Annotated in this window: 12 protein-coding genes and 1 pseudogene; 4 read left to right on the forward strand and 9 right to left on the reverse strand. The window is 70.0% G+C overall.

Annotated elements, in window-relative coordinates; all coding sequences use genetic code 11:
* Window positions 1-6 precede the first annotated feature (6 nt).
* The 6 genes from B1L07_00380 to B1L07_00405 are packed head-to-tail and all read right to left on the reverse strand — an operon-like array spanning window position 7 to window position 6,347.
* A complete protein-coding gene (locus B1L07_00380; GenBank protein AUZ53838.1) occupies window positions 7-783 on the reverse strand; it encodes a short-chain dehydrogenase in 777 nt (258 codons plus the stop codon).
* On the reverse strand, window positions 783-1,640 hold the full coding sequence (locus B1L07_00385) for an amidohydrolase (GenBank protein AUZ53839.1): 858 nt from the start codon (window positions 1,638-1,640) through the stop codon (window positions 783-785). The genes B1L07_00380 and B1L07_00385 overlap by 1 nt, the downstream gene beginning before the upstream one ends.
* Window positions 1,637-3,397, reverse strand: coding sequence for a hypothetical protein (locus B1L07_00390; protein AUZ53840.1), 1,761 nt, complete (start codon window positions 3,395-3,397; stop codon window positions 1,637-1,639). The genes B1L07_00385 and B1L07_00390 overlap by 4 nt, the downstream gene beginning before the upstream one ends.
* Window positions 3,394-4,716, reverse strand: a complete 1,323-nt coding sequence (locus B1L07_00395) for a fuconate dehydratase (protein AUZ53841.1) — start codon at window positions 4,714-4,716, stop codon at window positions 3,394-3,396. Before B1L07_00395 ends, B1L07_00390 begins: the two co-directional genes overlap by 4 nt.
* Window positions 4,713-5,555 carry an ureidoglycolate lyase gene (locus tag B1L07_00400; GenBank protein ID AUZ53842.1) on the reverse strand — a complete coding sequence of 281 codons (843 nt, stop codon included), beginning with the start codon at window positions 5,553-5,555 and terminating at the stop codon, window positions 4,713-4,715. The genes B1L07_00395 and B1L07_00400 overlap by 4 nt, the downstream gene beginning before the upstream one ends.
* A 27-nt stretch (window positions 5,556-5,582) precedes the next feature.
* Complete coding sequence (locus tag B1L07_00405; GenBank protein ID AUZ53843.1) at window positions 5,583-6,347, reverse strand: NAD(P)-dependent oxidoreductase; 765 nt, start codon at window positions 6,345-6,347, stop codon at window positions 5,583-5,585.
* A 385-nt stretch (window positions 6,348-6,732) separates the two neighbouring features.
* Here B1L07_00405 and B1L07_00410 point away from each other — a divergent pair, with 385 nt between their 5' ends.
* Entirely contained in the window at window positions 6,733-8,250 is a 1,518-nt protein-coding gene (locus B1L07_00410; GenBank protein ID AUZ53844.1) for an alpha-L-fucosidase, read from the forward strand.
* Complete coding sequence (locus tag B1L07_00415) at window positions 8,247-10,112, forward strand: hypothetical protein (GenBank protein AUZ53845.1); 1,866 nt, start codon at window positions 8,247-8,249, stop codon at window positions 10,110-10,112. The genes B1L07_00410 and B1L07_00415 overlap by 4 nt, the downstream gene beginning before the upstream one ends.
* Window positions 10,113-10,897: 785 nt before the next feature.
* On the opposite strand, the pseudogene B1L07_00420 reads toward B1L07_00415, so the two are convergent.
* From B1L07_00420 to B1L07_00430, 3 genes and pseudogenes are all read right to left on the reverse strand, one after another.
* Window positions 10,898-12,504: pseudogene (locus B1L07_00420) on the reverse strand (hypothetical protein).
* 16 nt (window positions 12,505-12,520) lie between these two features.
* On the reverse strand, window positions 12,521-13,978 hold the full coding sequence (locus B1L07_00425) for an alpha-L-fucosidase (protein ID AUZ53846.1): 1,458 nt from the start codon (window positions 13,976-13,978) through the stop codon (window positions 12,521-12,523).
* On the reverse strand, window positions 13,975-15,351 hold the full coding sequence (locus B1L07_00430) for an alpha-L-fucosidase (protein AUZ53847.1): 1,377 nt from the start codon (window positions 15,349-15,351) through the stop codon (window positions 13,975-13,977). The genes B1L07_00425 and B1L07_00430 overlap by 4 nt, the downstream gene beginning before the upstream one ends.
* 337 nt (window positions 15,352-15,688) lie before the next feature.
* Here B1L07_00430 and B1L07_00435 point away from each other — a divergent pair, with 337 nt between their 5' ends.
* Window positions 15,689-18,655, forward strand: coding sequence for a hypothetical protein (locus tag B1L07_00435; protein AUZ53848.1), 2,967 nt, complete (start codon window positions 15,689-15,691; stop codon window positions 18,653-18,655).
* A gap of 266 nt (window positions 18,656-18,921) precedes the next feature.
* The gene (locus tag B1L07_00440; GenBank protein ID AUZ56378.1) at window positions 18,922-20,832 is read left to right on the forward strand and encodes a peptidase M61; all 1,911 of its coding nucleotides are present in this window, start codon (window positions 18,922-18,924) and stop codon (window positions 20,830-20,832) included.
* Window positions 20,833-21,324 lie beyond the last annotated feature (492 nt).

A 21,324-nucleotide genomic window follows, 5' to 3' on the forward strand; every position in this document is an offset into this window, starting at 1 on the left:
GGCTCCTCAGGTCAGTGCGCGGTCGAGGTGGGTGTAGCCGCCGTCCACGAACAACCATTGCCCGGTGACGTGCGAAGCGCGTGCCGACAACAGGAACAGCACGCTGTCGGCGATCTCGTCGTCGCGGGTCATGCGCCGTCCCAGCGGAATGCGGCGGGTGATGTCGGCGAGCTTGGCGTCCGGGTCGTCGAACCCGGCGAGCCAGGTGCGGTACAGCGGGGTCATCACCTCGGCGGGTACCACCGCGTTCACCCGCACGCCGTCGCCGGCCAGTGATGCCGCCCATTCCCGGGTCAGCGACAGCTGCGCGCCCTTGGCCGCGCAGTAGCCACTGGTGTCGCCCTGGCCGGTGAGCGCGGTCTTGGACGAGACGTTGACGATGGCGCCGCGCGCGGCCTTCAGCGCATCCACGCACAGGTGCGCCATCACGTAGTAATGGATCAGGTTGCGCTCCAGCGAGGCGACGAAGGCCGCGCGGCCGGCACCCAGGCCGACGCCGTCGTTGACCCCGGCGTTGTTGACCAGGCCGTGCAGCGCGCCGAACCCGGCCAGCACCTCGCGCACGGCGCTCGCGCAGGCCTCGGCATCGGCCAGTTCCAGCGGAAAGAAGCGCGCGCGTGGTTGCAGCGCCTGCAGCCGCTGCGCGAAGCCGGGCTCCGGCGCGCCGCGTGCGAACACCACCGGAATGGCGCCTTCGGCGGCCAGCGCCAGCGACACCGCCCCGCCAATGCCGGCGTCGCCGCCGGTCACGATCACCACCTTGTCGCGCAGCTGCAGATCCATCACTCCTCTCCCCCGGGGTGTACGCCATAGCAGCGTGCGGCATTTCCGCCCCACAGTCGTGCCTGCTCGTCGCCGGACAGGCTCGCGGCCCAGTCGCGCACCAGTGCGGCGACCACGGCGTAATCGGCGCGCAGCAGGCACACCGGCCAGTCCGAGCCGAACAGCAGGCGGTCGGGCCCGAAGGCGTCCAGCGCCGCGTCGAGATGGCGCTGGATCGCGCTGGCATCCAACCGCGCGGCACGGACCTCGGTGACCAGCCCGGATACCTTGCACAGCACGTGCGGCAGTGCGGCCAGCTCGCGCAGGCAGCGCCGCCACTGGTGTCCGTCGCCGCCATCGATGGCCGGCTTGCCCAGGTGGTCGAGCACCAGCCAGTGACGGTCGTGGCGCGCACAGAACGCGGCTACCGGCGCCAGCTGCGCCGGTCCGCGCACCAGGATGTCGTAGACCAGCGATTGCGCCTGCACCGCGCGCATGCCGCGCGCGAAGCGCGCATCGGCCAGGGTCGCGGCCACGTTGGCGTCGTCCTGCAGCAGGTGGCGCACGCCGGCGAAGCGTGGCTGGTCGCCCCAGTACGCCAGCCGACCGCCGGCATCGGCGGCGAGCAGGTCGACCCAGCCGACCACCGCGGCGATGCGCGGATACTGTCGCGCCAGGCCAAGCAGGAAGGTGTTCTCGGCCTCGCTGGCGCGCGCCTGCACCGCGATGCAGGCGTCGATGCCGGCGCTGTCGAGCAGCGGCAGCGCCTCGTCCGGCAGCCGGTCGCGGCGCAGCGCGTCCATGCCGGCGTCCATCCACGGGTAGTCCGCTGCGGTGTAGCGCCAGAAGTGCTGGTGGGCGTCGATGCGCGGGCTCATGGCGCCAGCTCCGCGCGCGGGGCGACGCTGGCCGTGTCGAAGTGCAGGTCCAGGTCCTGCGCCGGATAGGACGGCGCGGCCAGTTCCACGCGGATGATGGTGGCGCCGGCCTCGGCAGCGGGCAACACGAACGGGCCGATCGACTGCGTGCGCAGTGTCGCGCCATCGACCTCGCGCTGCTGGTCGCCGACGCGGAGGCGGTAGCGCTGCTGCGCGGGCGCCTGTACGCCATCGAAGCGCAGCCAGGCCGTCGCCCGCGGCGTGCTGGTGCGCACCGCGGCCTGCAGCGACACCGTGGTGGTGCGCTGGGTGCGGTAGCCACTGCCGAAGGCGAAACTGGTGCCGGGCTGCCAGGCCCGCATCGGCAGGGGGGCGCGGCCGTCGGCCGACAGCGCGACGGTGCCCGCCGGCACGATGCGCGCCGGCCCGTCCAGGTCCACGCGCAGCACCGGCAGCACCGGGTCGGGCGCCTGCGCCGGCAGTTCGATCACCACGTCGTCGCCCTGCCGGCGCCAGGCCAGTGGCGTGGTGTCACCGCCGGCCACGCGCACCGCGCGCGGATCGCTGGCCAGGCCGCGCACCACCAGGTCGCCGCCGCGCCAGTCGCGCACGAACAGGTACAGCCCGCCGGCGTCGGCCAGGGTGCTGCCCCATGGCTGCGGCGGCAGGCCGCCGGGGCGTGCGTCCAGCGCGGCGTTGCCGTGGCGCCGCAGCCATTGCCCGAGGCCGCGCAGGACCGCGGCCTCGAACGGCACGATGGCGCCGCTGCCCTCCGGGCCGATGTTGAGCAGGTAGTTGCCACCGGCCGCGCGCGCCTGCACCAGGCCGTTGGCCAGTTCGCGCAGCTTGCCGGGCAGGTCGTCGCGCAGCTGCCAGCGGCGGTAGCCCCAGGTGGCGTGGTAGATCGAGGCGGGTACCTCGAACGGCGGCTGCATGGTCGCCGGCGGCGCTTCGTTGTCGCCCAGAGTCACGAAGTCGCCGGCGTTGTTCCAGATGCGGCCGTTGATCGCCGCGTCCGGCTGCAGCCGGCGCACGATGCCGGCCAGGCGCCGGCTCTGCGCGGTGGTGGGCGCGGCCATGTCGAACCACACCTCGGTGACCGGGCCGTAGTTCGTCATCAGCTCGGTGAGCTGCTGCTCGATCAGCGGCTCCATCGCCGGCGGGATCGGGTTGCTGTTGTCGCGCACCTCGGTTTCGTGGCCGGCGTGCCAGTCCACCAGCGAGAAGTACACGCCGAAGCCGACGCCGAGACGGTGGCAGGCGCTGGACAGCAGCTTCAGCGGGTCGCGGCCGAACGGCGTGCGTTTGACGATGTTGTAGTCGGTGCTCGCCGTGTCGAACATGGCGAAGCCATCGTGGTGCTTGGCGGTGACCACGATGTAGCGCGCACCGGCATCGCGGGCCAGGGTGCAGATCGCGTCGGCGTCGAAGGCCGGCGCGGCGAAGCGCCCGGCGACCCGGGCATAGTCGGCCGGTGCGATCTGCGCCCAGCCCTGGATCTGTTCCGAATAACCCTGCGTGACCGGCCTGCCCTGCCACTGCCCGCCGAGTTCGGAGTACAGCCCCCAGTGCACGAACATGCCGTAGCCCAGCGCATGCCAGCGCGCCAGCCGTGCCTGCCCGGTGCCGTCGCCGGCCGCCGCCGTGGTGCCACCGATAACCGACGGCGTCGGTTCGTGCTGGCAGCCGCCGGCGGCCAGCAGCGCCGCGCAGAGCAGCGCGGCTATTGCCGCGGCGCTGGCGCGGGCAGGGTTCACGCGGGACCGCCGCGGTGGGCGCTGCCGTCCGGGTAGCGGTACTGCTCGCGGCTGGCGGGCTTCATGGTGATCGAAAAGCCCGGCGCGGCAGGCGGCAGGTAGGCGGCGTCGCGGATCGTGCATGGATCGAGGAAGTGCTCGTGCAGGTGGTCCACGTATTCCACCACGCGGCCTTCGCGGGTGCCGGCGATGCACACGTAGTCGATCATCGCCAAGTGCTGCACGTATTCGCACAGGCCCACGCCGCCGGCATGCGGGCATACCGGCAGGCCGTACTTGGCGGCCAGCAGCAGGATCGCCAGCACCTCGTTGACGCCGCCGACGCGGCAGGCATCGATCTGCACCACGTCGATCGCGCCGCCGACGATGAACTGCTTGAACATCACCCGGTTCTGGCACATCTCGCCGGTGGCGACCTGTACCGGTGCCACGCCCTGGCGGATGGCACGGTGGCCGGCGACGTCGTCGGGGCTGGTCGGCTCCTCGATGAACCACGGCCGCGCGAACGCCAGCTGGCGCACCCAGTCGATGGCCTGGCCCACGTCCCAGATCTGGTTGGCGTCGATCATCAGCCGACGCTCGGGGCCGAGCACTTCGCGGGCGATGCGCACGCGGCGGATGTCGTCCTGCAGGTCGCGGCCGACCTTCAGCTTGACGTGGTCGAAGCCGGCGTCCACCGCTTCCCGGCACAGCCGGCGCAGCTTGTCGTCCGGGTAACCCAGCCAGCCGGCGGAGGTGGTGTAGCAGGGGTAGCCTTCGCGCTCGAGCGTGGCGATGCGCGCGGCCTTGCCGGCCTGGCGTTCGCGCAGCAGGGCCAGCGCCTGGTCCGCGGTGATGGCATCGGTGAGATAGCGGAAGTCCACGCAGCGCACCAGTTGTTCCGGCGTCATGTCCGCCACCAGCCGCCACACCGGCTTGCCCTCGGCCTTGGCCCACAGGTCCCACACGGCATTGACCACCGCGCCGGTGGCCAGGTGCATGGCGCCCTTGTCCGGGCCGATCCAGCGCAGCTGGCTGTCGGAGGTGACGTGGCGCCAGAAGCGGCCCATGTCCGCGGCGATCCAGTCCAGCCGCAGGCCGACGACCAGGTGCCGCAGCGCCTCGATCGCCGCGCAGCACACCTCGTTGCCGCGGCCGATGGTGAAGGTCAGGCCGTGGCCTTCCAGCCCCGACCGGCTGGTTTCCAGCACCACGTAGGCGGCCGAATAGTCCGGGTCCGGGTTCATCGCGTCCGAGCCGTCGAGCTGGCGCGAGGTGGGGAAGCGGAGGTCCTCGACCCGCAGGCCGGTGATGCGCACGCCGTCGACGGCTGCGTTCATGCCTGCACCACCTTCTGCCGCTGTTCGCCCAGCCCGGTGATGCCCAGGCGCATGACCTGGCCGGCGCGCAGGTAGACCGGCGGCTTCTGCCCCAGGCCCACCCCCGGCGGCGTGCCGGTGGAGATCACGTCGCCCGGCTGCAGGCTCATGAAGCGGCTCAGGTAGCTGACCAGGAACGGCACCGGGAACACCATGGTGCGGGTGTTGCCGTCCTGGTAGCGGTGCCCGTCCACCTCCAGCCACAGGTCCAGCGCCTGCGGGTCGGGGACCTCGTCGGCGGTGACCAGCCACGGGCCGAGCGGGCCGAAGCTGTCGCAGCCCTTGCCCTTGTCCCAGGTGCCGGTGCCCTCGAGCTGGAACTCGCGCTCGGAGACGTCGTTGACCACGCAGTAGCCGGCCACGTGGTCCATCGCGTCGGCCTCGGCGATGTAGCGCCCGCCGCGGCCGATCACCACGCCCAGCTCCACTTCCCAGTCGGTCTTGTACGAACCGCGCGGGATCTGCACGTCGTCGTCCGGCCCGCAGATGGCACTGGTCCACTTGCTGAACACCACCGGCTCGGCCGGCACCTGCGCCCCGGTCTCGGCGGCGTGGTCGGAATAGTTCAGGCCGATGCACACGAACTTGCCGACCCGGCCCACGCAGGGGCCGATGCGCGGCGTGCCCGGCACCCGCGGCAGGGCCGCCGGGTCGAGCGCGCGCAGGCGCCGCAGGCCTTCCGGGGTGAGCGCGTCGCCGGCGATGTCGGCGACCACAGCCGACAGGTCACGCAGCTGTCCCGAATCGTCCAGCAGTCCCGGTTTCTCCGCACCGTGCGGGCCGTAGCGCAGCAGTTTCATGGTGTGTTCCTTGATCCTTGGGGGAGGTCAGTTGATCCAGCCGCCGTCGATGACGTGGATGGCGCCGGTGGTGAAGGCCGATTCGTCGCTGGCCAGGTGCACCGCCAGCGCGGCGATCTCTCCGGGCTGGCCGAGCCGGCCCATCGGCTGGCGGCCGACGAATGCGGCCTGCACCGCCTCGAAACTGCTGCCCTGCTGGCGCGCCTGCTCGGCGATGCGCGCCTCCAGCGACGGCGAGCCCACGGTGCCGGGGCAGATCGCGTTGCAACGGATGCCCTGGCCGACATGGTCGGCCGCCACCGCCTTGCTCAGGCCGATCACCGCGGCCTTGGTGGTGCCGTAGATGAAGCGGTTGGGCACGCCCTTGATGCTGGACGCCACCGAGGCGACGTTGATGATCGAGCCGCCGCCGCGCGCCAGCATGCCCGGCAGCAGGGCGCGGATCAGGTGGAACATCGAGCCGACATTGAGCTGCCAGGCCCGCTCCCATTCCTGCTCGCTGGCGTCCAGGATGCTGCCGCTGTGCACGTAGCCGGCACAGTTGAACAGCACGTCCACGGCGTCGCCGCCGGTGTGGCGGGAGGCCAGCGCGGCGATGGCGGCGCGATCGGTCACGTCCAGCTGCAAGGGAGTGAGCGCTTCGCCGGCCTCCTCGCGCAGGTGCTGCAGCGCGTCGCGGTTGATGTCGGCGGCGATGACCCGGGCGCCCTCGCGGACGAAGGCCAGCGCGGTGGCGCGGCCGATGCCCTGCGCGGCGGCGGTGACCAGGGCGTGTTTGCCTTGCAGGCGCATGGAGTGGACTCCCGGGTTGAATTGGTACAGCGGTTGGACCAATGCTATCGTGCCTCGGGCCTGTTGCAAACGGGGGTGTCGAAAATGCGGCGATATGCGGCGAGGAAAACCGGGCGTGACCGGTGCGGTCCGGTCTTGCCGGGACCGGGCGGGAGTTCCACGGGCACCGGTGCCACGTGGCGTCACACCGGGCCCGAGGCCAATGCAGGTGATGGCGGCGTGGACCCGGCGGCGTGCGGTGATGATGGGCTGCGCGTGGCGGTTGCCGGCGCGTGGCGCGGGGAAAGGGCAGGGTCCTGCCTGTCGCTTTGCCGGTCGCCGCCCGGCCCGTTCGGGGAGAAGGGACGAACGGGCGCAATTCCACTGCCATGAAGGGAACCGACCGATGACGGACAAGACATCACACTGGACCCGGCGCGGCTTCCTTGGCGCCGGCGCGGCCGGCCTGGCCGGCACCGTCGCTGCGCCGCTGACCGCAATGGCGTCGCCGGCCTGCGCGTCGCCGCCCGGCGCCGGGGCCCGCCCGCGCCCGGACGCCGCCCAACTGGCATGGCAGCGCGAAGAGCTGTCGATGTTCGTGCATTTCTCGATCAATACCTTCACCGGCCGCGAGTGGGGCGACGGGCGCGAGAGCCCGCGGCTGTTCGCGCCGGCGGCGCTGGATGCGCGACAGTGGGCGCGCACCGCGCGCGCGTGCGGCTTCGGCAGCATGATCCTGACCGCCAAGCACCATGACGGCTTCTGCCTGTGGCCCACCGCGACCACCGCCCATTCGGTGGCATCCAGCCCCTGGCGCGGCGGCAACGGCGACCTGGTGCGCGAGTTCACCGACGCCTGCCGCGCCGAAGGCCTGGGCGTGGGCTTCTACCTGTCGCCCTGGGACCGCAACGCCGCGGTCTACGGCCAGGGCCGGGCGTACGACGATTTCTACATCGAGCAGTTGAGCGAGCTGCTCACCGGCTATGGCCCGCTGACCGAGCTGTGGTTCGACGGGGCCAGCGGCGACGAACCCGGCGACAAGCGCCAGCAGTACGACTGGGCGCGCATCCATCGCACCGTGCGCGCGCTGCAGCCGCATGCGGTGATGTTCTCCGACGCCGGCCCGGACGTGCGCTGGATCGGCAACGAGAGCGGCAGCGCCGGCAGCACCTGCTGGGCCAGCGTCGACCCGGCACGAGTGCCGCGGCCCGGTGCCAACGATCCATGGACCGGCGAGGCGCTGCAGCAGGGCGACCCGCACGGCACGGTCTGGCGTCCCGGTGAAACCGACGTGTCGATCCGTCCGGGCTGGTTCTGGCATGCCGCGCAGGACGCGCGGGTGCGCACGCCGGAGAACCTGCTGGACCTGTACTTCACCTCGGTGGGACGCAACAGCAAGCTGCTGTTGAACGTGCCCCCGACGGCACAGGGCCTGTTCCACGACAACGACGTGCGCGCGCTGCGTGGTTTCGCGCGGCTGCGCGCGGCGATGCTGGCGCAGGATCTGGCCGCCGGCGCCGCGGTCACGGCCAGCAGCAATGGCGGCATGGCCGGACAGGTGACCGATGGCGACCGCGACAGTTTCTGGACGCCCGCCAACGGCATCCGCGACGGTTGGCTGGAGCTGGCTCTGGCGGCGGACGCGGAGTTCGACGTGATCCGCCTGGAGGAAGCCATCGCCCACGGCCAGCATGTCGCCAACTACCGCGTCGATGCCTGGCGCGACGGCTGCTGGCAGCCGCTGGCCTGGGGCACCACGATCGGCCACTGCAAGCTCGACCGTGTGCCGCCCACCCGCACGCCGCGGCTGCGGATAGTGATCGAACACGCCTACGACGCGCCGCGCATTGCCCGCATCGGCCTGCACCGCAGCGCCGGTGGCGACTGGGCGCGCCCGGACAACCAGGCGGGCGGCGACGCATGATCGACCGCCGCCAACTGCTGCGCGCCGCCACGCTCGGCCTCGCCACGCTGTCGCTGCCGCCGCTGGCCCTGGCCGCCACGCCCGGCCACGGCGGTACCGCCGCCTTCGGCTGGCGCGGCCAGAACTTCCTGCTGCACGGCAAGCCGTTCGTGATCCGCGGCGGCGAGATGCACATCGGCCGCATCCCGCGCGCGCACTGGCGTGCGCGCCTGCGCATGCTCAGGGCCATGGGCCTGAACACGGTCGGCACCTACCTGTTCTGGAACCTGCACGAGCCGCGCCCCGGCCGCTTCGACTTCGAGGGCCAGAACGATATCGCCGCGTTCGTCCGCATCGCGCAGGAAGAGGGCGTGTGGGTGATCCTGCGCCCTGGTCCCTACGCCTGCGCCGAGTGGGAGTTCGGTGGCTTCCCGGCATGGCTGCTGAAGACCCCGGACCTGCGCGTGCGCACGAACGACCCGCGTTTCGTTGCCGCCGCCACCCGCTACCTGGAGGCGGTCGGCGGACAACTGGCACCGCTGCAGATCCACCGTGGCGGGCCCATCCTGATGACCCAGGTGGAGAACGAATACGGCTCCTTCGGCAGCGACCACGGCTACCTGGCCAGCATCCGCGACGCGCTGCGCGCGGCTGGCTTCGATGGCCTGCTGTACACCGCCGACGGCCCAACCGAGCGCATGCTCGGCGGCGGCACCCTGCCCGACGTGTTGGCCACGGTGAATTTCGGCGACGATGCCGCCGGCGGCTTCGCCGCCTTCGCCCGCCACCGCCAGGGCGTGCCGCGCATGGCCGGCGAGTTCTACCCGGGCTGGTTCGACCACTGGGGCGAGCGCCACCATACCGCCGCCGACCCGGCGCGGGTCGCGCGCAACCTGCAGTGGATGCTGGAGCGCGACATCTCCTTCAGCCTGTACATGTTCCATGGCGGTACCAGCTTCGGCTTCATGAACGGCGCCAACGACAGCGCCACCGAGCCGTACCAGCCGGACACCAGCAGCTACGACTACGGCGCGCCGCTGGACGAGGCCGGGCGTCCGACGCCGGCGTTCCATGCGCTGCGCGCGCTGATCGGCGGCCACCTGCCGGCCGGCGAGACCCTGCCGGTGGTGCCGCCGTCGCCGCCGATGATCGCCATCGCGCCGGTGACGCTGGACGCATCGGCACCGCTGCAGTCGTTGCTGGGCGAGCCGGTGCGCGCGGTGCGCCCGCTGACCATGGAAGCACTCGACCAGGCCTACGGCTTCGTCTGGTACCGCGCGCGCCTGCCCGCCGCCGGCAAAGGCGCATTGCAGGTGGGTGACGTGCGCGACATGGCGCTGCTGTACCAGGACGGCCGCCGCCTGGGCACGCTGGACCGGCGCCGCGGCGATACCGCGCTGGAACTGGAAGTGCAGGCCGGGGTGCCGCTGGACCTGCTGGTGGAGAACCTGGGACGCATCAACTACGGCCCGCGCATGGTCGACGAGCGCAAGGGGCTGCTGGGGCCGGTGCGCTTCGCCGGCAAGCCGGTGCTGGACTGGGAAATGCACCCATTGCCGCTGGACGACCTTTCGGCGCTGCGTTTCAGCCCCGGTACACCGGCGGCACCGGCCTTCCATCGCGGCCGCTTCGTGCTGGACGCACTGGGTGACAGTTTCATCGACATGCGCGGTTGGGGTCGCGGGCATGTGTGGATCAACGGCCATCACCTGGGCCGGTACTGGCACATCGGGCCCCAGCAGACGCTGCTGGTACCGGCACAGTGGCTGCGGCGCGGGGAGAACGAGGTGGTGGTGCTGGAGCTGGAGCGCGATGCGCCGCCGTTGCGGGTGCAGGGGCTGGTGGATCCGGTGTTCGAGACGCCGGACGCGGCGCAAGGCTGACCCGCAGCCGCTGTTGCTGTTGCCGTGACTTTGCTTTTGCGTCTGGGCTTTTGATTTCCAGATCCCCTTCCGCAGCGACGGAGCCGACGGGAAAAACCCGAAGGGCGACGCGCATGGACGCGCGTCGTTTTTCGACGAGACAGGGATGTCTCGTCGAAAAATCCCGGCGGCGGAGTGGACCCGGAGTGCGCAGCACGGAGGGCGCGTAGGCAGGGGCGTGTTTCTTTGGGCCACGTTTCTTTGCACGAGCAAAGAAAGGTGGCTCGCGCCCCGAAGGGGAGCGAAAGCCGTTGATCCTGTTTCTGCCCTTGCTCTGACTTCTCCTGGATCGCCAAGAGCGAATATCCGGGAATCCGTGCCAAAGCGATAGCCAAAAATTCGGTGGATCAAGCCCGAGGCAAAGCGATAAGCGAAAGCTTGAAAGCAGAGCTTTCGCCCCTGCTTCGCAGGAGCGAGTTACTTCTCTTTGCTCGTGCAAAGAGAAGTAACCAAGAGAAAGCACGCCCCTGCCTCCGCACCCAGCCCGCTGCGCGGGCTGGGTCCACTCCGCCGGCGGGATTTTTCGACGAGACATCCCTGTCTCGTCGAAAAACGACGCGCGTCCATGCGCGTCGCCCTTCGGGTTTTTCCCGTCGGCTCCGTCGCTGCGGAAGGGGACCCGGAAGTCAAAAGCCCGGGCAACAGCAGAATCACGGGCAACCGCAACCGCAACCGCAACCGCAACCGCAACGGCAACGGCAACGGCAACGGCAAGCGGAGCAAGCTCCGCTTCTACGGGTGGGGCGTCATGGCGACGCCTTGCAGCCGCTCTGGTCCTCGACGAAATAGCCGTTGACGCTGGCGATGCTGCGCTGCTGGCAACCGCCGTCGTCCTCGCGCCGCCACACCTGCCGGGTGTGCGCCGTGGCGTTGCGCTGCCCGCGCGCCGCGCCGCTGGTGTACGACGCCGTGCCGACGAAGCGGTCGCGCGTCAGCGCGCTGCGGGTGCCGCCGGCCGAAGTTTCGCTGCGCCTCGTGTCGTCGTGGATGTCCAGCGTGGTGGTCAGGCGCGGTTTGCCGTCCACCTGGGCGGTGACCAGCGCGCCGTCCAGGCCGAAGCGCTGGTCCAGCGTCTCGGTACTGGCGTTGCCGTTCTTCGGGGTGCGGGTGAGGGTCTGCAGGTCGCGCCATTCGGCCAGCAGGTGGTCGTCGCCGTCCTCGTCGCGGGTCCAGCGATGATGCAGGTCGCCTTCCAGCGAGCGCTCCACCGTGGTCTGCACGGTGCCGCGCGAGCCGCTCACTTCGCCGCGGGCGACGAAGCGGCGCTGCCAGCGGTACAGCATGCGCTGCTGCTGCGGATCGCCTGCGTCCAGGTCGCCGTCGTGCGCGACCTCGCCCAGCTCGGCCTGCAGCAGTCGCGCGCGCACGCGCTGGCCGCCCGGGTCGCGCCAGACCTGCACGTTGGGCATCAGCTTCCAGCCCTCGCGGCCGGCTTCCAGGCCGAGCACGCGGAAGCGGATCTCGTGTGGCCGGCCGTCGTTGAGCAGGCCGATGAAGGGCGTCAGTTCGTAGCGGATCGGGGCGATGTCGAAGGCGCGCGGGGCGGGGATCGCGTACCACAGGAACGGGTTGGACCAACCGCCGGTGTAGATGTGCGGGTACGGTGCGGCGATGCCGGCAACGCGCCCGTCCACCAGCACCTGCACCTCGCGGTAGGGTCCCTGCCTGGACTCGCACCAATAGCCGTCGGCGGTGGTGGCGAAGTACCAGAATTCCTCGCAGCCGCCGCCCGAGCCGGTGGCGTAGACCTCGGCCAGCAGGCGCTCGGTGTCCGCCGCGAGGGTGAGGCTGCCGACGGTGTCCTGGCCGTCCCCGTGCAGCGCGTCCAGCGCCCGCACCTGGTCGGCGCTGGCCAGCGGCGGATGGGCGGCATCGACGGCATAGAAGCGCAGCTGCAGGCGCATCTCGAACACCCCGGTATAGGTCTCGTTGACCACGTTGCCCAGGTGCATTTCCACCGGTTGGCGGGTGGCCAGCAGCGGTGCGTAGGCGCTCACGTCCTTTTCCACGTGCCAGGTGATGCCCTCGGGCGAGGGCTCGGGGTGCTGGTACGGAACACCGTCACTCCACCGATGGCGACATGGCCGATGCGGTCGTACTGGCGCCCCTTCACTTCGCCGTCGATGCGCAGCACCACCCGGCTCCACGGGCCGGGGCAGGCGCGCGCCGCATCGAGCGTGGCGCGCGCCGGCTCGAAGCTGGTGAAGCCATGGCGCAGCACGTCCACGGTGCAGGCCGGCGGGTCGGCCGCGGCCGGCGCGGGATAGGCCGTGCGCGGGTCGTCATGGTCGTTGCCGAACTGCGCGGGCGGGGGGCGGCCAGCGCGGGCATGGCCAGGGCCAGCAGTAGACAGGCAGGCGCGGTGCGGGTCATCGCATTGTCTCCGTCGCGCCCGGCAGGCGCACCGTCCAGGCGTAGGCGTCGGCCGTGGCGTTGCGCACGGCGGTGGGAATCTCGATCAAGGTGTGGTCTCCATCGCGGCGCCAGGCCAGGGGGGCGTCCGTGCCCAGCACGGTGAGCCGCGCACCTTCGCGCGGGGCCGGGCCGGGGATCTCCAGGCGTGCCGGCAGCCGCGTTTCGCCCGCGTCCGGCAGGTAGATGGCGTAGACGTCGCCGTTCGCCAGGCGGGTGTAGCGGTACTTGCCGGCACGATAGGGCGCCACCGCGCGGCTGGCGTAGATGGCCTCGCCGTTGACGCGCATCCACGCGCCGATCTCGTGCAGCCGTCGCACTGCTTCGGCCGGCAGCCGGCCGTCGGGCTGCGGCCCGACATTGAGCAGGTAGTTGCCGCCCTTGGCGACCACGTCCACCAGCATCTGCACCACGTTGCGCGCGGACTTGTAGTTGTCAGCGGGCGTGTAGCTCCACGAGTCGCCCAGGGTCATGCAGGTTTCCCACGGGTACGGCAGCGGCAGTTCCGGAATCTTCTGCTCGGGCGTGCGGTAGTTCTCGTAGCGGCCGCCGACCGCGCGGTCCACCACGATCAGGCCGGGTTGGTTGCGCCGCGCCATCGCCACCATGCCCGGCATGTCGATGTCCTGCGGCCACGGTACGCCGGCAATGCCGTGGGCGAGGTCACCCCGGGTGTCGCCGGGACGCACCCAGCCACCATCCAGCCACAGGATGTCGATGCGGCCGTAGTCGCGGGTCAGCTCGTCGACCTGCGCATGGGTGTAGTCGACGAAGCGCTGCCAGCGCTCCGGGTACCGGCGGGTATCGTAGTTGACGTGGCGGTTGGGCGTGGCGAAACGCGGCCACCAGTAGTCGTCACTGTGCCAGTCCGGCTTGGAGAAATAGGCACCGATGCCGAAGCCGGCGTCGCGGAAGCTGTCGAATACCTGCCTGCTGATGTTGGCGCGCGGGTCGTCATGGAACGGCACGTTGGGCGCGGTGATCCGGTAGTCGCTCTGCTTCGTGTCGAACATGGCGAAGCCGTCGTGGTGCTTGGTGGTGAACACCACGTACTTCGTGCCCGCGTCGCGGGCCACCTGCGCCCATGCGGCCGGGTCGAACTTCACCGGGTTGAAGGTGTCGGGCAGGTGTTCGTACTGCCTTACGTAATCGTTGTAGGCCACGCCGTCGGGGCGCCGGCACCAGTCCACGTCCTCGGCGCAGATCGACCAGGACTCGACGATGCCCCATTGGCTGTACGGACCCCAGTGCAGCATCAGCCCGAACTTCCAGTCCTGCCATTGCGCCAGCCGGCGCACTACCTGCGGATCGGTCTCGGGCACGTAGTCGCCGGGGCTGTCGGCGCGGGCGCCGAACGCGGCGGGGAGCACGAGTGCGCCGAGCAGCGTCAGCGCCAGCAGACGATGCGGCTTCATCCGTTGCTCTCGATGGGGCGCGATTCCTCGCGGTACAGTTTCACCGGCGCGTCCAGTTCCAGCGCGACCACGGTGATGTCGCTGTCGAAGCCGTCCTGCGGCAGGGTCAGGAACAACAGGCCGGGCTGCTTGGCCCAGTCGTACTTGCCCACCACCCGCACCTGCACCGGCTGGTCGGCGCCGACCACGCGCGCGCGCAGCACCCTGCTGTCCAGGCCCTTGACCAGCACGTCGCCGTTGGGGCGGCCGTCCAGGAACAGGTACAGCGTCCGGCCGTCCTTCGAAAGCGTGCTGGGGCCGGCGAAGTGGTCCGGGCCGATACCGGCGGTGGTGCCGTAGATCGCCTCGCGGTGCTTGCCGGTCCAGCGCCCCAGCGTGTCCAGGATCTCGACCTGGCGCGGGTCGAGGCTGCCGTCGGCCTTCGGGCCGATGTCCAGCAGCAGGTTGCCGCCCATGCCAATGGTCTGGGCGAAGATCTGGAGGATCTGGGCCGGGCTTTTGTACTCGTTGTCGCGCGGCTGGTAGCCCCACGAGCGGTTCATGGTCAGGCACAGCTCCCAGTAGCGCTGCGCGGGTCGCAGCACCGGCAGGCCGAGTTCGGGCGTGGCGTAGTCGCCGTACTGGTTCAGGCGCGAATTGATGACCAGACCCGGGTTGCGCGCGAGCATGTCCGCGCGCAGCTTCGCCGACTGCCATTGCCCGGCGTCGTGCTCCCAGTCGCCATCGAACCAGAGCAGGTCCGGACGGTAGCGTTGCTGCAGCTCGGCGATCTGCCCCTGGTAGTAGTGCAGGAAGCGCTGCCAGCGCCGTGGTTCGCGCGCGGGGTCGTAGCGTTTTTCCTTGCGCGTGAACACGTCGTAGTCCGGGTAGGACCAGTCCGGCAGCGAGTAGTACAGGCCGACCTTGAGCCCGTCGGCGCGCAGCGCATCGACGAACGGGCCAACCAGGTCGCGTCCGGCGGGCGTGTCGCGCACCACATTGATGCCCTGCGTCGAATCCCACAACGCCACCCCGTCGTGGTGCCGGGTGGTGAGCACCGCGTAGCGCGCACCGCTGCGCCGGATCAGGTTGGCCCATGCCTGCGGGTCGTAGGCGCTGGCGGTGAATCCACGCAGCTGCTTCATGTAATCAGCGTGGGAGATCTTGCCGTTGAAGAACGACCAGGATTCGTCGATGCCGTCCACCGCGTAGATGCCCCAGTGGATGAAGACGCCCAGTTTGGCGTCGGCGAACCATTGCAGGCGTTGCGCGCGCTGTTCGGCGGTCTCGCCGTGCAGGTCGGCGTCAGCGTTGGCCGGGGCCGCCTGCGCGGGTGGGCTCGTGGCGGGTACGGCCAGTACGGCCAGCAGCAGCGTGAGGGCGGTCAGGCGCATGGGCATCGGCAGATCATCCGCTTCAATGGCTGGACCAATCCTAACGGCATCGTCCGTTCATGCAAGTCCTGGCCGCGCGGCAGCCGGTGCCCGTGCCCCCTTGTCGGCTGTAAGCGTCGCTGTTCCCGCCGCCAGGCTGACCCGCCCGCGCGGCGAACACTGGAAGCGTTTTCAGGGGCATGTGTGAATTGAATCGGTCTAAATAGTGACGGACATCACATTTTTACCGTAGTGTTGCGATTATGTTGACGCCATGCGCGGTGCTCAGGGGGGCTCGTGCATGTCAACTGGTTGGACCTTTGATCCGATTTCGTCTTCCCGGGAGGGGGAATTAGTGATGATTCGTTCCTGCACACACCACCGCACCGCGTTGGCAGCCGCCCTGGCTGTGGCGCTGGCTGCCCCGTTCGTTGCCGGCGCACAGGACGCGCCCAAGGAAAAGGGCCGCACGGCCCAGGCCAAGGATCTGGATGCCATTACCGTCACCGGCTCACGCATCAAGCGCTCCGAGGTCGAAGGTCCGGCACCGGTGACGGTCATCACCGCCGAGCAGATGAAGAAGGAAGGCTTCGCCACCGTCTATGACGCCCTGTTGACCATCACCGAGGCGATCGGCTCGGTGCAGAACGATTACGACTGGGGCCAGAGTTCGGTCAACGCCAGTCCGCTGAACCTGCGCAACCTCGGCCCCGGCCGCAGCCTGCTGCTGATCAACGGCCACCGTGTGGCCGACTATCCGATGCCGTACCAGGGCAAGAGCAACTTCGCCAACTACAACAACATCCCGACCGGCATCGTCGAGCGCATCGAAGTGCTCACCGGATCGGCGTCCGCCATCTATGGCTCCGATGCGATGGGCGGCGTGGTCAACGTCATCCTCAAGGACAACATCGACGGCCATACCGCGCGGGTGCGTTATGGCGAGGCCACCCGCGGCGGGCGCGAGAACACGGACATCGTGCTGTCCGGTGGTTTCGGCGGCGATCGCTGGAGCCTGGTCTACAACCTGCAGCACTTCAAGCGTGGCGAGCTGCTGGCCGGCGACCGTGCGTTCATGGACAGCGAGGACGACAAGGACTACGCCACCTGGAACCCGGTCGAGCGGCATTACGGCATCGGCAAGGCCACGCCCTACCCGGGCCTGCGCCTGCGCCAGCCCGGCACCGTGGACAACCTGCCGGGCATCGGCAGCGTCACCCGCCTGATCGCGCCGCCGGAAGGCGCGTGTGACCAGTACGGCAGCCTCTATTACCGGTTCACCTACCGCGGCTACGACCGCAACACCGGTGCCGAGTCGACCGGCGGCACGATGTGCGCGCAGCGCGTGTTCAACAACTGGGCGCTGCGTACCGGCAGCGAGGACAACTCCGGCTACCTGCACGGCACCTTCGATTTCAGCGATGAGACGCAGGGATGGGCCAGCCTGGGGGTGTGGGACTCGACCGGCCGCTTCAACAGTTTCCTCGATGGCTTCTCCAGTCCGAACTTCTGGGATCCCCGTGCCAACAATGGCGCAGGCGCGCCGCGCAACTTCCTCAAGTTCCTGGCACCGCAGGAAATGGGCAACCACGACGCCATCCTGACCCTGTCCAAGGAACGCGCGATCGACGTCAGCGCCGGCGTGAAGGGCCGTTTCGGCGACCGCTTCGACTGGGAGGCGATGGTCGGCCGCGCCACCTACGAGGTGCGGGAGAACTTCCCGACCTACAACCAGGGCAAGATGTTCGACTTCTTCATGGGCGCGCAACAGGGCACCGCCGCCAACGGCATGCCGATCTACACGCCCGACTACAACAAGCTGTGGAATCCGCTCTCGCCCAGCGAGACCTCGGTGTTCCTCGGCCGCGGCAACAAGAAGGCGCGTTCCTGGTTGAACCAGGCCAGCTTCACCGTCGATGGCGACCTGTTCGAGGGCTGGGCCGGCCCGATCGGCTTCGCCGGCGTCGTGGAAGCGGCGCGGCAGGGCTACAGGCTGACCCCCGACCCGAAGACCCTGGACCCGGATGATCCGGATGGCTGGTACACCCCGTTCGGCAACATCGAGCAGGGTGGCGGCAGCCGCAACCGCTATGCCGCCGGCGTCGAATTCCGCGTGCCGTTGCTGGACAGCCTCACGGCCAACATCGCCGGCCGCTACGACAAGTACGACGCGGTGCGCAGCGGTGCCAAGTTCACCTACCAGACCGGGCTGGAGTGGCGGCCGCTGGATACCCTGCTGGTCCGCGGCAGCTACGGCACCGCGTTCCGTGCGCCGGACATGCACTATGTCTATGCGCTGCCCAGCTCGGGCGTGTCCGATTTCACCGACTACGTGGCCTGTGCCGACAACGGCGGTGGCGGCGGCTACGGTTGCCCGTGGGACGGCCGCAACAACGTCCAGTTCAAGATCGAGGACGCGCGCGTCAACCGGGGTGGCACGCCGGACCTGAAGTATGAGGAAGGCGAGTCGTACACGATCGGCTTCGTCTGGGATGCCTTCAGCAACTTCTCGCTGTCGGCGGACTACTGGGACATCAGCATCGACAACCTGATCGACGACATCGGCGCCGACGACCTGCTCAAGGCCGAGGCCTACTGCAGCCGCAACGGCTTCACCCCGGACGGCGCGCCGCTGGCATCGCCGCCCTCGTCGCAGTGGTGCTCGGAGGTGGCCGGCCGCATCCACCGCACCCCGGGCGTGGCGGGCAGCGTGGCCGGCTCGGTCACCATCGACATCAACCCGGTCAACCGGGCCGAAACCCAGGTCGCCGGCGTCGACGTCAGCGCCCGCTACCGCCTGCCCGACACCGTGACCGGCAGCTGGAGCTTCAACCTGGGTTACACCAACATGCTGACCTACAAGCAGCGTGGCCTGTCCACCGAGCCGCTGGTCAACACCCGCAAGGAACAGAACCCGCGCACCAAGCTCACCGCCAGCGCGAACTGGATATGGGAGAAGTGGAACGCGACCCTGCTGGTGTACCAGAAGTCCGGCGGCCGCGAGAACGGCTGGGGCGGCTGCGAGCCCCTGGCCGACGGCTACACCGCGCTGACCTACGTCGACGACGCCACCTGCCGCGACGAAAATCCGACCAGCGTCACCTATGGCCAGACCTCCAGGCGTCACTACGGCCATCGCCAGCCGCGCCGCTACTTCAACGGCAGCGTCGGCTACCAGGTCACCGACGCCTGGAAGGTGAACCTGTACGTGTCCAACATCTTCGACAAGATCTACGGCGACAAGTGGGCGGGTGATTTCGCCTTCAACGTGGACGATCCGGTCGGCCGCGAAGTGGCCGCGGAGGTCATCTACCGGTTCAAGTGATCCGCCGCCGGTCCCCGTCATCCCGACGGGGACCGGGCACCGATCGCGCTCGCGGGGCACCGCATCACCGCCTCTCCGTTCTCCCATCTGTCTCTCCCCCCTCGCAAGAGGCCGCAGCATGGGACACCTGGTCCGGCCCCGGCCGGACCTTTTTTGTGGGCGCCGTCCAGCCGGGAGCCGGGGCATGGCTAACGGCCCGTGCGCCGGGTAGCGGCTGCGGCGATCATCGCGGTCCCGAACCGACGCGAGACCTGCCGATGCACCCGATCCGCCCCGCCCTGCTGGGACTGGCACTGATGGCCGCCCTGGGCCTGGCACACGCCGCCCCGGCCGTGCCCGCCACCGACGCCCGCGGCGTCGCCATCAGCGAGGCGGCCTATCCGGGCACGATCCGGCTGGAGGTGGATGCCACCGACCTCGGCCAGCGGGTGTTCAAGGTGCGCCAGACCGTGCCGGTGCGGCCCGGGCTGCACCGGTTCCACTATCCGGCATGGCTGCCGGGCAACCATGCCGCCAGTGGCGCGATCGAGAAGCTGGCCGGGCTGGTGGTCACCGGCAACGGCCAGCGCCTGGAATGGACCCGCGATCCGCTCGACGTCTTCACCTTCAACGTGCAGGTGCCCGAAGGCGTGGCCGAGCTGCGCATGGACTACCAGTTCCTCAGCCCCACCGATGCCGCGCAGGGGCGCACGGTGATGACCCCGAACATGCTCAACCTGCAGTGGATCGCGATGGTGCTGTACCCGGCCGGCCATGCCGCGCACGCCATCAGCTACCGCGCCAGCGCCCGCTACCCGCAGGGCTGGGAAGCGGCCAGTGCGCTGGAGGTCGAGCGCCGCGACGGCGACACCGTGCATTACGCGCCGACCAACCTGGAGATCCTGGTCGATTCGCCGGTGTTCGCCGGCCGCTACCACCGTACCTTCGATCTGGCGCCGGCCGGCACCCGGCCGGTGCGCCTGAACGTGTTCGCCGACCGCGCCAAGGACCTGGAGGCCAAGCCCGAGCACATCGCCCAGCACCGCGCGCTGGTGACCCAGGCGCGCCGGCTGTTCGGCGCCGAGCACTACAACCACTACGACTTCCTGTTCGCGGTGACCAGCCAGCTCGGCGGCATTGGACTGGAGCACCAGCGCTCCAGCGAGAACAGCGAGGATCGCGACTATTTCAGCGGCTGGAATCCCAAGGTTGGCAGCAGCGACCTGCTCGGCCACGAGTACACGCATTCGTGGGACGGCAAGTACCGGCGCCCGGCCGACCTGGCGACGCTGAACTACAACGTGCCGATGCAGGGCAGCCTGCTGTGGGTCTACGAGGGCCAGACCCAGTACTGGGGCAACGTGTTGACCGCGCGTTCCGGCATCCGCCCGCTGGATGCCTCGCGCGACGCGCTGGCGCTGGTCGCGGCCACCTACGCCGGCAACCGCCCCGGCCTGGAATGGCGCTCGCTGGGCGACACCACCAACGACCCGGTGATCGCGCGCCGCAAGCCCAAGCCCTACCGCGGTTACCAGATGAGCGAGGACTATTACCAGGGCGGGCAGATGCTGTGGCTGGAAGCGGACGTGCGCATCCGCCGGCTCAGCAGCGGCAAGCGCAGCCTGGATGATTTCGCCCGCGCCTTCTTCGGAAAGAACGACGGCCAATGGCAACGACCGGACACCTACACCTTCGAGGACGTCGCCGCGACCCTGGAACAGGTGCAGCCCACCGGCGACTGGGCGCGATTCCTGCGCGACCGCCTCGAGCGCCGGGTGGGCCTGACCGGCGGCATCGAGGCGTCCGGCTGGAAGCTGGTCTACACCGACACGCCCAGCGCCTACTACACGGCGACGATGAAGGGCCGCGGCGCCAGCTTCATCTACTCGCTGGGGCTGTCGCTGGACGGCAATGGCCGCATCGGCGAGGTGCGCTGGGACAGCCCGGCGTTCAACGCCGGCCTCGGCAGCGGCATGCAGGTGCTGGCGGTCAAGGACCTGCAGTACAGCGCCGGGGAGCTGGAGGACGCGGTGCGCGCGGCAAAGGACGGCCAGCAGCCGATCCGCCTGCTGGTCAAGGACATGGACGTGTACCGCACGTTCGCCATCGACTACCGCGGCGGCCTGCGTTACCCGTCGCTGCAGCGCATCGAGGGCACCCCCGACTACCTGACGCCGATCTTCAGCGCGCGCAGGTAAAAGCGGCAGAAGGCAACGGGCGGACATTGGACGAGGCAGGCGGGCATCTGGTCAGCCTGCCCTGTCCACGAGGTGAAGTGGACAGCGGACGGCCGCGGATCGCCGCCCCCGTTGCCTGTCCCGGCAGGCATGCCGCTGCGCGCGCCTGCCTGCCAGGCACCGGCAGCCGCCGGCGGCAGGGTGCTTTGCCCGATGCCCGCTCCGGATCGAGCCGGTCAGCCGCTTGCCGCTTGCCGCAGGCCGGCAAGGACAGGCTCATCGCGCCCGGGCAGCGCGCACGGGTTGTGGTCGCGGAAGGGGGCCGGGTGCCAGGCCGAAAGCCTGACGGGTGCGATCCGGCGGCGGGTGCGGCACCCGTGAGCTGAAGGCCGGCGCACCGTACGTGCCGCGGGTTGCCCCCGATGCCGGGATCATCGACCCGGTGACCGGTTCGCGGTTCGCGGTTCGCGGGGAAGCGGGCCTCTGTCCGGCAAGCTGAGGCAAAAGCACGCC

The sequence above is a fragment of the Stenotrophomonas acidaminiphila genome (assembly GCA_002951995.1).
Classification (GTDB): Bacteria; Pseudomonadota; Gammaproteobacteria; order Xanthomonadales; family Xanthomonadaceae; genus Stenotrophomonas; species Stenotrophomonas acidaminiphila_A.